The sequence below is a fragment of the Azospirillum formosense genome, from assembly GCF_040500525.1.
GTDB lineage: Bacteria > Pseudomonadota > Alphaproteobacteria > Azospirillales > Azospirillaceae > Azospirillum > Azospirillum formosense_A.
This window is the reverse complement of the sequence record NZ_CP159403.1, coordinates 733,661-746,143: the sequence shown is the minus strand read 5'-3', so window position 1 is coordinate 746,143 and position 12,483 is coordinate 733,661. Positions and strand designations below refer to the sequence as shown.

The 12,483-nt window shown below is 69.6% G+C and carries 9 protein-coding genes; 4 read left to right on the top strand and 5 right to left on the bottom strand.

Translation table 11 applies throughout. From position 1 onward, the window contains the following. The first annotated feature begins 172 nt into the window (after positions 1-172). A complete protein-coding gene (locus ABVN73_RS16565) occupies positions 173-2,773 on the top strand; it encodes a PAS domain S-box protein (RefSeq protein WP_353860712.1) in 2,601 nt (866 codons plus the stop codon). 62 nt (positions 2,774-2,835) lie between these two features. Here ABVN73_RS16565 and ABVN73_RS16560 read toward each other — a convergent pair whose 3' ends face one another. Continuing rightward, on the bottom strand, positions 2,836-4,629 hold the full coding sequence (locus ABVN73_RS16560) for an ABC transporter ATP-binding protein (RefSeq protein WP_353860711.1): 1,794 nt from the start codon (positions 4,627-4,629) through the stop codon (positions 2,836-2,838). A gap of 190 nt (positions 4,630-4,819) precedes the next feature. On the opposite strand from ABVN73_RS16560, the gene ABVN73_RS16555 reads away from it, so the two are divergent. Continuing rightward, on the top strand, positions 4,820-5,851 hold the full coding sequence (locus ABVN73_RS16555) for a patatin-like phospholipase family protein (protein WP_353860710.1): 1,032 nt from the start codon (positions 4,820-4,822) through the stop codon (positions 5,849-5,851). Between the two features lie 6 nt (positions 5,852-5,857). Here ABVN73_RS16555 and ABVN73_RS16550 read toward each other — a convergent pair whose 3' ends face one another. Further along, the gene (locus ABVN73_RS16550) at positions 5,858-6,172 is read right to left on the bottom strand and encodes a hypothetical protein (RefSeq protein WP_353860709.1); all 315 of its coding nucleotides are present in this window, start codon (positions 6,170-6,172) and stop codon (positions 5,858-5,860) included. Between the two features lie 180 nt (positions 6,173-6,352). Between ABVN73_RS16550 and ABVN73_RS16545 the strand changes: the two genes are divergently transcribed. After that, the gene (locus ABVN73_RS16545) at positions 6,353-6,883 is read left to right on the top strand and encodes a GNAT family protein (protein ID WP_353860708.1); all 531 of its coding nucleotides are present in this window, start codon (positions 6,353-6,355) and stop codon (positions 6,881-6,883) included. A 78-nt stretch (positions 6,884-6,961) separates the two neighbouring features. On the opposite strand, the gene ABVN73_RS16540 is transcribed toward ABVN73_RS16545, so the two are convergent. Together ABVN73_RS16540 and ABVN73_RS16535 are read right to left on the bottom strand one after the other, a co-directional pair. Further along, positions 6,962-7,141 (bottom strand): hypothetical protein, encoded by a 180-nt coding sequence (locus ABVN73_RS16540; RefSeq protein ID WP_014198692.1) that lies wholly within the window; start codon positions 7,139-7,141, stop codon positions 6,962-6,964. A gap of 139 nt (positions 7,142-7,280) precedes the next feature. Continuing rightward, positions 7,281-8,117 (bottom strand): porin, encoded by an 837-nt coding sequence (locus ABVN73_RS16535; RefSeq protein WP_353860707.1) that lies wholly within the window; start codon positions 8,115-8,117, stop codon positions 7,281-7,283. A gap of 190 nt (positions 8,118-8,307) precedes the next feature. On the opposite strand from ABVN73_RS16535, the gene ABVN73_RS16530 reads away from it, so the two are divergent. After that, a complete protein-coding gene (locus ABVN73_RS16530) occupies positions 8,308-10,197 on the top strand; it encodes a potassium/proton antiporter (RefSeq protein ID WP_353860706.1) in 1,890 nt (629 codons plus the stop codon). Positions 10,198-10,225: 28 nt separating this feature from the next. Here ABVN73_RS16530 and ABVN73_RS16525 read toward each other — a convergent pair whose 3' ends face one another. Continuing rightward, positions 10,226-12,304: an EAL domain-containing protein gene (locus ABVN73_RS16525; protein ID WP_353860705.1), complete on the bottom strand. Its 2,079-nt coding sequence runs from the start codon at positions 12,302-12,304 to the stop codon at positions 10,226-10,228. Positions 12,305-12,483 lie beyond the last annotated feature (179 nt).

Sequence of the window (12,483 nt, the reverse complement as noted above, 5' to 3'; positions counted from 1 at the left end):
CGATCCACCGTCCCGCTGGACCCAAGCCGTTTCTTGGACCTCGAGGGGCCGGCACGCACGCTCCGGCACCGTCCGGACCGCAAGGGACCGCCCACGACGACGGACACCACCGAATCGGCCGCTTTCCGCAGGCGGCCCGACACCGGGTTGCGTTCGAAGACCGGCCGATTCGATGATCCCCAATCCGCTGATGCCGCTGCGGCCGAAGGACTGGCTGCGCCCGCAACGGGTCCGGGGCTGGCTCGTCCTGCTCGTCATGGCGGTCGCCGTGCCGCTGGTGCTCTTCTCGGTGTTCCTCCTCATCCGCAACGTCGACGCGCAGGCCCGGCAAACCGAGCAGCTCGTCCTCGACCGGACGCGCCTGCTGGCGGAGGACGTGGAGCGCGAGGTGAGCCGCCTGATCGCCGCCGCCGAGGTGCTGTCCACGGCGGAAAGCCTGACGACGAACGATATGGCCTCCTTCCACCGGCGGGCCGCCAGCGTGCGCGACCGTCTGGGCACCAACGTGGTGCTCCGTGATCCGGCCGGCCGGCAGCTCGTCAACACCCGGATGCCGTGGGGCGCCGATCTGCCGGACAACACGCCACTCGAAGCCGACCAGCGGGTGATCGACACGGGACAGCCGCAGATCACCGGCCTCTTCGTCGGCGACGTGAGCCAACTGCCGATTCTGGCGGTGATCGCGCCGGTGATCCGCGATGGCCAGATCCGCTACCTGCTGAGCCTGAACATCCCCCCGGATCGCCTTCAGGGCATTGTCTCGCCGGAGCGCATCCCGGCGGGCTGGCGGGCCGGGGTGATCGACCAGGACGGCGTCGTCATCGCCCGGTCGCACCAGACCGAGCAGTTCGTCGGCAAGCGCCTCCCCGCCTCGCTGTGGACCGGGATGCAGCGGGCACCGGACGGCTTCCACCGCGCCGTCAACCTGGAAGGCGTGGAGGCCATCCAGGCCTACAGCCGCTCCCGCAGCTTCGGCTGGGTGGTCGCGATGAGCGTCCCCACGGCCCTGGTGGCGACCCCGGCGCGCCACGCCCTCCTTCTCTTCACCGGCGGCGGCCTGATCCTTCTGCTGATCGGGGTCGGAGCGGCGATCCTGCTCGGGCGGCGCCTCACGCGGTCCGTCTCGCAACTGGCCGAAGCGGCGAAGGCCTTGGGCGCCGGACACCCCGTGCCGCCGCCCGGCGGCGGCGTGGCGGAGATCGAGGCGGTGGGCCGCGCCATCCGCAGCGCGGCGGACCTCATCCGGCGGCGCGAAGCGGCGCTGGCGGAAAGCGAGGCCCGCCACCGGGCCATCGTGCAGACCGCGGTGGACGCCATGCTGGTCATCGACGAGACCGGCACGATCCAGAGCTTCAATCCGGCGGCGGAGCGCATTTTCGGCTACGAAACCGGTGAGGCGGTCGGACGGAACATCCGCATCCTGATGCCGGAGCCCTACCACTCCGCCCATGACGGCTATCTCCAGGCCTACCAGAACACGGGGGAGAGAAGGATCATCGGCATCGGGCGCGAGGTCGAAGGACGGCACAAGGACGGCTCGGTCTTCCCGATCGAACTGGCGGTTACCGAATGGAGCGCGGGGGAGCGCCGTTACTTCACCGGGATCGTCCGCAACATCACCGAACGCCGCCGCGCCGAGGACGCCCTGCGCGCCTCGAAGGCCGAGGCCGACCGCGCCAACGTCGCGAAGTCCAAGTTCCTCGCCGCCGCAAGCCACGACCTGCGGCAGCCGGTCCAGGCGATGATGCTGTTCCAGTCGGCGCTGGCGGAACGGTTGGACGGGCACCCCGCCGTCCCCCTTCTCGACTCCATGGGGCTGGCCATGAACGGGCTGCGCATGCTGCTCGACAGCCTGCTCGACGTGTCCAAACTGGACGCCGGGCTGATCGTGCCGCAGTTGCAGGATCTGGCGATCGGTCCGATCATCGAACAGCTCGGCGCCGAGTATCACCCCCAGGCTCAGGCCAAAGGGCTGAGGCTGCGCGTGGTTCCCTGCACCCTGACGATCCGCAGCGACCCGGCCCTGCTGATGCGCATCCTGCGCAACCTCGTGGAAAACGCGCTGCGCTACACCGAACGGGGCGGCCTGCTGATCGGTTGCCGGCGCCGGGGCGACCGCCTGCGCATCGAGGTGATGGACTCCGGAATCGGCATCCCGTCCGACAAGCATGATGAGGTTTTCGAAGAGTTCTTCCAGGTCGGAAACCAGGAGCGGGACCGCAGCAAGGGGCTGGGACTCGGCCTGGCCGTGGTGCGCCGCCTCGCCCGCCTGCTCGGCCATACGGTCCACCTGCGCTCGCGGCTGGGACGCGGCTCCGCCTTCTGCATCGACGTGCCCTTGGTCTCCCGCCAAGCCACCGGCGCAGCGCCGTCGGCAGCCCGTCTGGTGCCGGACGACGGGCGGGGCATGATCCTGGTGATCGACGACGAACCGCTGATCCGCCTCGGCCTGCAGGCGATGCTGGAAGGCTGGGGATACCGGGTGCTGACGGCGGGCTCCATCGAGGACGCGGTCCAGCACATCGAAAGCGGCGAATGGCCGAGCGCCATCCTGGCCGATTACCGTCTGCGCGACGGGAAGACCGGGCTGGACGCCATCCGGGCGGTGTGCGAGCGGCTGCGGGCGTCGGTGCCGGCGACGATCATCACCGGCGACACCGCCCCGGAACGGCTGGCGGAGGCCCGCGCGGGCGGCCACACCCTGCTGCACAAACCCATCGCCGCCCATGAACTGCGCAACGCCGTGGTGGAGATGCTCCCCGCAGCCGAATGACCGCCGCCGGCTTGACGCATCCTGCCTCGCCGGGTCAGGCGTGCGAGTTCAGGCGTGCGGGTTCAGGGCGCCAGCAGGGCGGCCTCGCCGTCCTCGCCGAACTGAAGCTTGCACAGGCGGGCGTAGGTGCCGTTCTGCGCGATCAGGGCGTCGTGGGTGCCTTGCTCCAGGATGCGCCCGCCCTCCATCACGACGATCCGGTCGGCGTTGCGCACGGTGGCCAGACGATGGGCGATGACCAGCGTCGTGCGGCCCCGGGTCAGCCGCTCCAACGCGCCCTGCACCAGCCGCTCGGACTCGCTGTCCAGCGCGCTCGTCGCCTCGTCGAGCAGCAGGATCGGCGCGTCCTTCAGGAACGCGCGGGCGAGCGCGAGGCGCTGCCGCTCGCCGCCCGACAGCTTCACGCCGCGGTCGCCGATGACCGTGTCGTAGCCCTCCGGCAGCCGCGTGACGAAGTCGTGCGCGGCGGCGGCCTTCGCGGCGGCCACGATGTCGTCGAAGGGGGCGTCCAGCCGGCCGAAGGCGATATTGGCCCGCACCGTGTCGTTGAAGAGGACCGTGTCCTGGCTGACCAGCGAGATCACGCCGCGCAGGCTCTTCAGCGTCACCGCCCGCACGTCCTGCCCGTCGATCAGCACCTGCCCGCCGGTCGCGTCGTAGAGGCGCGGGATCAGGTTGAACACGGTGGACTTTCCGGCGCCGCTGCGCCCGACCAGCGCCACCGTCGCCCCGGCCGGAACCTCCAGGTCGATGCCCTTCAAAGTCTCCGTCCCCTCCTCGTAGGCGAAGCGGACGCCACGCAGGGACAGGGCGGCGCGCTCCACCGCCAGGGGCTTGGCGCCGGGCTGCTCGGTGATGGTCGGCTTCTCGTCCACCAGCTCGAAGATGCGCTGGGCGGCGGCCAGACCCTCCTGCAGGACGGCGTTCAGCGTACCGATGGCGCGCACCGGCTGCGCCGCCATCAGCAACGCGCCGACGAAGCCGGAGAAGGCGCCGACGGAGCCCTCGCCCATCGCCATGCGGTAGCCGGCGAAGGCGATCACCCCGGCCACCGCGGCGCCGCCCAGAACCTCCATCATCGGGTCGATGCGCGAACGGGCGCGGGTCGCCTTCATGGTCAGGGCGAAATTGTCCTCGAAGGCGCGGGCGGCGCGGGAGCGCTCGTACTCCTCCAATGAGTAGGTCTTGACCATGCGGGCGCCGGCCAGGCTTTCCGTCAGCAGGGCGGTCATGTCGCCCATCTGCGCCTGGGTGTCGCGCGACACGCGGCGCAGCCGCTTGCCGATGTTCACGATGGGAATGGCGGCGATCGGGTAGATCAGGAAGACGATCAGCGACAGCACCCAGTCGAGATAGAACATCGACCCGACCAGCGCGATCACCGTCAGGATGTCGCGCACCAGCCCGGTCAGGGTCCGCGACAGCGCGTTGCGGATCAGGTCCACGTCGCTGATGAAGCGGGAGGTGAGAGTGCCGGTGGGCGCCGCGTGGAGCTGGGCGGTGTCGGACCTCAGCAGGTGGTCGAACATCGACAGGCGCACGTCGGTGATGATCCGCTGCACGATGTCGGTGGTCACCACCGTCTGCGAATACATGGACAGCGCCTTGACCGCCGTGACCACGATGATCAGGACCGGGATGACCAGCAGCATGGTCCGGTCCTGCTCCGAGAACATCGAGTAGGCCTGGTCGATCAGCAGCGGGTAGGCGCCGGTCGCCGCCGCCACCACCGCCATGAGCAGGAAGGACAGCATCAGCTTGCCGGTGTAGGGGCGCACCCATTCCCGCAGCATGCGGCCGACCAACCGCTCCGTCGCCGCGTCGAGGCGCAGCCGTTCTCCGCTCTTCTTGCTCACGTGCACGTCTTCCTGTAGCGCAATCGCGATGGCTTAGCCGATGGCGCCGGTGCTTGTCCACCGAGCCTTGATTCACCGGGCCGCGGCCACCGGGGCTTGTCCGCCGGGCCGGAACCGATCAAGCTTCCTGAAGCGGCCGGATGGCACCGTACCGGCCGGCACGCGCTCCACCCTGTGCAAAGGAGGCGCCATGGCGGCGGACGGCGGAAACGGACATGGCGGAAACGGACAGGGTCCCGGCAACCGGTACGGACACCAGCACCACCGGCCGCGCATCGGTCTGGCGCTGGGCGCCGGCGTGGCCCGCGGCTGGGCGCACATCGGCGTTTTGCGGGCGCTGACGCGCTACGGGATCGAGGCGGACATCGTCTGCGGCAGTTCGGTGGGGGCGTTGGTCGGCGGCGTCCATCTCGCCGGCAAGCTCGACGCGCTGGAGGAGTGGACGCGCAGCCTGACCCGGATGAAGATCGTCGGCTATCTGGATCTGCGGCTGCGCCAGGGCGGCGGGCTGATCGGCGGCGACCGGCTGGTGGCCGAGATGCGCCACCATCTGGGCGACACGTTGATCGAGGAATTGCCCAGCCCCTTCGCCGCCATCGCCACCGACCTGGTCACCGGGCACGAGGTATGGATGCGCAACGGCCCGCTGGTGGACGCGCTGCGCGCCTCCTTCTCGCTGCCGGGCGTCTTTCCGCCGGTGCGCTTCGAAGGCCGCTGGATGGTCGACGGCGCGCTGGTCAACCCGGTGCCGGTGTCGGCCTGCCGGGCCCTGGGGGCGCAGATGGTGATCGCGGTGAATCTGGCCGCCGACATCATCGGCAAGTCGCGCCGCCCCGGCGCCGCCGTGCCGACCGCGGCGGGGTTCGACCTGCTGAAGCTGATCGACGAGGAGCACGAACCGGATGGCGAGGCCAGGCCGCGCGCCGGCTTCCGCGTGCCCATCGGCGCGCTGAGCCGCCGCATCTTCCGGCGCGATTACGAGGGGCCGAGCCTGTTCGGCGTCATGGTCTCCTCGCTGGGCATCGTCACCGACCGCATCGCGCGGTCCCGTCTGGCGGGCGAGCCGCCGGACGTGCACATCACGCCGCGGCTGGGCCACATCGGCCTGTCGGAGTTCGACCGGGCGGAGGACTGCATCCGCGAAGGGGAGGCGGCGGTGGAGCGCGTCCTCCCCGACCTGCAGGACGCGCTGAGGGTTTTCGGTTACGCGCCGCCGGTCTGAGCGGCGTCAGGCGGTCAGGTCGACCACCGCGCCGCGCCGGTCCTGCTCGCCGGTCAACTGGCGCTTCAACTCCTCGGCGATCTGCTTCTCGATCGCCGACCGCTTCTCCGGCGGCATTTCCGCGAGAGACTCCTCGTCCAGCTTCATGCGGGCCAGAAGCTGGTCGCGGATGCGTTGGGCCGGCGTCTTGCGCGCTTCCTTGAGGAAGGCGTCGGCGGCGCTGACGCCGCTGGCCTCCGTCTCCGGTCCGGTCTTCTCGTTCTTCACCGCGAATTTGGCGACGACGCGGGAGACCTCGGTTAAATAGCTGCCGATTTGCATGACGGTTTCTCGTGACCGATGGATTGGAGATTCGGCAAGCAAGTTTTGTGCAACCTTGAATATGCTTGGCAATCAAGCGTGTAAGCGGGATTTTTGGTGGCTCCGATGTGCCGGGCGGCAAAATCGACCGGCCCATGATCTGCCGGCTTCCGCGTCCGGCCTCTTCCGCAGGGACGATGAATGGACCCCATCACCACCGAGCGCCTGATCCTGAGGAACTTCCGGAACGGAGACGCGCCGGACCTGCTCGCCTATCTGCGCCAGCCCCGGGCAAGCTGTTTCCTCTCGCTCAAACTGGACGACCTCGACGCGGCCGCCGTGGAGGTGGAGGCGCGCAGCCGAAGCGACGAACACATCGCCGTGTGCCTGCGCGGCACCGGCCGGGTCATCGGCGACCTGTTCCAGGTGCCCGAACCGCCGGACACCCACACGGTCGGCTGGAACTTCAACGCGGAGTTCGCGGGGGCGGGATACGCCGTGGAGGCCGCGCGGGCCCTCTTCGACCATCTGTTCACGGTGCTGGGCGCGCGCCGTCTCTATGCCTATGTGGAGGAGACCAACGTCGCGTCCCGGCGCCTGTGCGAACGGCTCGGCATGAGGAAGGAGGGCCTGTTCGTGGAGTTCATCTCCTTCACGACCGATGCCGACGGCACCCCCCTCTACGAGAACACGATGCAGTACGCCATCCTGCGGAAGGAATGGCGGGCCTGACAGAACGAAAGCGCGCCGCACCAGATCGGTGCGACGCGCTTGTCGTCATCGGCAACGGACCCTGTCCGTTGCGTCCGGTCAGCGATCCAGGGCCGTGCCCAGGGCGGCGCCGCCCAGGCCACCGATGATCGCGCCACGCTTGCCGTCCACGGCGTAGCCGCCCGCGGCGCCAGCCGTGCCACCCACCACGCCGCCGGTCGAACAGGCCGCGAGCGTCAACAGCGCAATGGCGGTCCCGATCAGGCGCAAACGAGACATGTCCAAACCCTCCTTGTGGTGCATCTCGCTTCTGTAAACAGGCGAGAAGGCCATTTGCTTCCACGACACCGCAATTCCGTCGGGAAACCACCCTTGGATGAGGGCGAAAGAGGGATGTCGGGCCCGTTCGGGCCATGATTCAGAACAGAACGCGGGTTCCGACGCGCAGCATCGTGCTGTCCGACGGGTCGCCGCCGTAGGTCATGGTGCCCAGATCGGCGGTGACGCTCACTTTCGGCGACATGCGGAACCGCAGGCCCGTGGACCAGGCCTCCTGCGGAGCCTCGTTGCCGACTTGGCTGTGGGCCAGCCGCCCCATGACCGTCCAGCCCCGCAGCGGCGTCCCCTGCTCCAGATAGAGGCCGGCGTTGAGCGTCCGCCGCGCCGCGCCGTCGTCCGGCAACTGCTCGCGGTAGCCGGCACCGACCGTCACACCGGGCAGCGTCACCTGGCCGCCGACCACCCAGGACCGGCGGGGCGTGCCGCGATCCTTGGCGACGGCGGCCTTGCCCGCCCCCGCGGTGATGCGCAGCCGGGCCTTGCCCAGCCGGCCGTCGTGGCGCACCACGCCTTCCACCACATGGCGGGCGAGCGGATCGGCCGCCCCAAGCTCCGTGCGGACGGGGGTGTAGCCGAGCCCGATGTTGAAGCCGTGCAGGCGCGGCGAATAGTAGGTCGCCCGCGCGTCCGGCCCGCCGAAGGCGCCGTCGTTCATGAAGACCGGATCGGAGAACCACTGGTCGCGCACCGGCGTGGTCACCACCATCCGGCGCGACGCGCTTTCCGTCTGGCCGACCTCCAGGGCGCCCCAGCCGCCGAGGTCGATGGCCTTCTTGTCGAACCGGATCGGCGTGGTGCCGCCCCCGGCCGCCGTGCGGTCCAGGTCGGGCAGGCTCGCCGCCGTCGCCGCGGCGGAGGACAGGACAAGGATCAGGGCCGCGAGGGGTGGTGCCGGAATACGCCGTGTACGAAACATGAAATGCCCCTCGCCCGTTGCATTAACCCGGAAGGATTGTAGCCCGCTGCAATGCTGCATTGCGGGAGACATTTCTGTATTATTTTAGGAACATTGGGAAATTTTGGCCGCTGCGTTGCACTCGCGCCCAAGAATTGCCAAAATCGGATGACCGCAAAGGCGGCACCACTCCCTTCCCGGCGCGAGGACTATGGAGACAGCGAGCACCATCATCCTGATCGGGTCGTCGCTGCTGATCGTCAGCATCCTGACCAGCTATCTGGCGCTGCGGATCGGCACGCCTCTGCTGCTGATCTTCCTGGGCGTCGGTCTGTTCGCCGGGATCGACGGCGTCGGGGGCATCAGCTTCAACGACGCGGACAGCGCCTTCCTGATCGGCTCCATCGCGCTCGCCGTGATCCTCTTCGAAAGCGGCCTGGACACCAAGCTGTCCAGCTACCGCGCCGCCGCCTGGCCGGCGCTCAGCCTCGCCACCTTCGGGGTCGCCATCACCTCCGGGGTCATCGGCGTCGCCGCGCATGGTCTGCTGGGACTGCCCTGGATCGAATCCTTCCTGGTCGGCGCGGCGGTCAGCTCCACCGACGCGGCGGCGGTCTTCTTCCTGCTGCGCGTCGGCGGCATCACCATCCGCGACCGCGTGCGCTCGACGCTGGAGATCGAGTCCGGCAGCAACGACCCGACGGCCATCCTGCTGACCGCCATGCTGGTGGAGGCGGCGCTGCACGGCTGGGGAACGCCGCTGGAGCTGGCCGGCTTCCTAGTCAAGCAGATCGCCGGCGGGGCGGTCCTCGGCGTGCTGGGCGGGGCCGGGTTGGCCGCCTTCATCAACAAGGCCCGCCTCGACCCCGGCCTCAACCCGGTGGTCACCCTGGCCTTCGCCCTGTTCCTGTTCGCCGGAACCAACGAGCTGGGCGGCAGCGGCTTCCTGGCCGTCTACGCCGCCGGCCTCGTCGCGGGCAACGTGAAGCTGCGCGGGGCGCTCGGCCTGCGGCAGTTCCATTCGGGCCTGACTTGGCTCAGCCAGATCGTCATGTTCGTCATGCTGGGCCTGTTCGCCACCCCGCACGACTTCGGGGCGATCGCCCTGCCCGCCCTGGCCCTGGCCGTCCTGCTGATCCTGCTGGCGCGCCCGCTGGCCGTCTGGCTGTGCCTGCTGCCCTTCCGCTTCTCGGCCAACGAGAAGACCTTCATGGCCTGGGTCGGGCTGCGCGGCGCCGTCTCGATGCTGCTGGCGCTGGTGCCGATCCTCGGCGACCTGCCGGGCGGTCAGGTGATCTTCAACACGGCCTTTCTCGTGGTGATCGTGTCGTTGGCCGTGCAGGGCTGGACCATCGGTCCGATGGCGCGCTGGCTCAAGCTGATCGTCCCGCCGCGGCGCGGCCCGGTCGAGCGGTTCGAGCTGGAGCTGCCCGGCGGGGCCGACCAGGAGATGGTCGCTTACACCGTCCACCCCAAGAGCCCCGCCGCCCGCGGCCAGCGCACGCCGCGCTTCGCCCGCCCCTCCCTGGTCATCCGCGACGGGCGCGTGGTGCCGTTGCACAAGGCGCGAACGCTGCAGGCCGGAGACATGGTCTATCTGTTCACCCCGCCCAGCCAATTGCCGCTGATCGACAAGCTGTTCGCGGAGAGCCGTCCTCTGGACCAGGACGACCGCGCCTTCTACGGCGATCTGGCGCTGAATCCCGACGCGACGGTGGAGCAGATCGCCGAGATGTACGGCCTTCCCCTGTCGCTGGCCAACGCCCAGCGGTCGCTGCGCGACCTGCTGCGCAACGAGTTCGGCGGCGCCTGCGAGCTGGGCGACCGGATGCGCATGGGCGGCGTCGAGCTGATCGTCCGCGACATGCAGGACGGACAGATCACCTCGGTCGGCCTCGCGCTGGAGCCGTCGGCGATGGACACGGCCCGCGTGCCGCTGTTCCAGGGTCCGGAACGGCTCTGGCAAACGATCCTGTCCTGGTGGTCGAAACGCTCCTTCCGCCGCTGGCAGCGCCGGGAAACCCGCCGCGAACGCCTGCCCGCCCGCGCCCTGGAAGCGCCGGCCCTGGCCGGAAAGGAACCGGAGCGGCTGGAGGGGTGACCCTCCTCCGGGCGTTCCCGCCAGACGCTCAGGCCATTGCGGGCTGCTGGGAGCGGATCATCGCCGCGAAGGCGTCCGGCGCCGCCGGGCGGCCGAACAGATAGCCCTGAAGCAGGTCGCACCCGACGGACACCAGGAAATCCCGCTGTTCCTCCGTCTCGACCCCTTCGGCGACGGTGACGAGGCCGAGGCCGTGCGCCATGCCGACCGCGGCACGGACGAGCGCCCCGTTCTTCAGGTTGTCCGGGATGTCTTCCATGAAGGCGCGGTCGATCTTCAGCTTCGACACCGGAAGCTGCTGCACGTAGCTGAGCGACGAGTAGCCCGAGCCGAAATCGTCGATGGCCACCTGGACGTCGATGGCCTCCAGCTCCGTCAGGGTCTGGACGGCGGCCTTCAGGTCGCGCACAGCCGCCTGCTCGGTGATCTCCAGCCCCAGTCGTCCGCGCAGCTCCGGATGGCGTCCCAGCAGCTCCTCAAGGCGGGCGCTGAGGTTGCCGCGCAGGAATTGCGGGCCGGAGATGTTGATGAAGATCTGGTTGGGCAGGGTGCCGGCCTTCTCCCACAGGGCCATCTGTTCGACGACGGCGGTCAGGACCCAGTCGGTGATGGGGACGATCAGGCCGCTCTCCTCGGCGACCGGGATGAACTCGCCGGGGGAGACGGGGCCCAGCGTGTGCTGGTTCCAGCGCAGCAGCGCCTCCGCCCCCACGATACGGCCGGAGCGGGCGTCGACGATGGGCTGGTAGGCCATGTGCAGCTCGTTCCGCTCAATGGCGTGGGCGAGATGCATGGTCAGGAACATCCGCCGGGTCGCCGCCGCGGCCATCTCCGGGGTGTAGAAGCAGACGGCGTTGCCGCCGTTGTGCTGGGCGGCCTGGAGCGCCAGCTTGGCCTTGGCGTTCAGCTCCTCCAGCGTGCGGATGTCCGCGTCCTGCACCGCGGCGCCGATGGACAGCCGCAGCCGCACCCAATGGCGGTCGGCGTAGATGGAGGCGGTCAGCCGGTCGTGCAGCAGATCGGCCAGGGTCTCCGCCTGCTCCGCGCTCTCGACGCGGGACAGGGCGGCGAACTCGTCGGCGGCGATGCGGCAGACGTAGGTCTGCTGCGGCAGCACCTCCGTCACCCGGCTGACCATCGCCTTCAGCGCGGCGTCGCCGACATGGAAGCCGAACGCCTCGTTGATGTCGCTGAACTGGTCGACGTCGAGCGCGTAGAGCGCGAACAGGCCGCCTTCCTGGCCGGGGAAGGGCGCCGACAGCACGGCCTCGCACTCCTCCAGGAAGGCGGTCCGGGTCAGGACCCCGGTCAGCGGATCGTGCCGGGCGAGATAGGTTGCGCGCTGCTCCGCCGCCAGTCGCTCGGAGATGTCGCGGATGATGCCGACGAACACGACCTCGCGCGCCAGCCGGGCCTCGCCGACGCTGAGATGGATCGGGAACACCGCGCCGTCCTTGCGCCGGCCCAGCGCGTCGCGCCCGATGCCGATGATCTTGGCGCGCTCCGTCTCCAGATAGCTGCCGATGTACTTGTCATGATCGCGCGAGAAGGGCGGCGGCATCAGGACGGAGACGTTCCGCCCGATCAGTTCCTCCTCGTCGTAGCCGAACAGGGTGCGGCAGGACCGGTTGACCGTGCGGATGATGCCGTGGCGGTCGGCCACCACCACCCCGTCCACCGCGGCGTCGAGCAGCGTGGTCACGAAGGGGTCGCGGCGCAGGACGAAGTCGGCGATGCGGGCCGGGTCGGTCACATCCTGGAACAGCCCGAGAAAGCCCTGCCCCCCGTCGCCGGTGCGGTGGGGAAGGAGGCAACCGGTCAGCACGCCGCGCCCGCCGCCCGCGCGCTCGACCTCGCAGTCCACCGGGGCGGCCTCCCCGGTCTGGGCGGAGCGGTCCAGCGCCTGCACGACGGCGCGCGCCAGCGGATGGTCGAACTCGGCCAGGGGCCGCCCGGCCAAGGCGGCTGGCGACGTCTGCAGGACGGTTGCGAAACTCGGGTTGGCGAACAGGCAGCGCCCTCCGGCGTCGGCATAGACCAGCGCGAAGGAGGCCTGATGCATGAGGCTTTCGGCCAGCGACGCCAGAAACGCCGACGTGGTCGGCATTGCCGGTGCGGACGGGCCCTCAGGCCCCTGATGCTTTGCCGGAGACACGTTGGACAAAACCGTACCCGCTCACCAAGGCACCCACGGATGTCGGGACGTGGCCCGATACCCAGGGGTGCACAGAAACCCAGTTGTCATTATGACGGCTTGCGGACCGATTTCCAACAAATTGCGGCGAA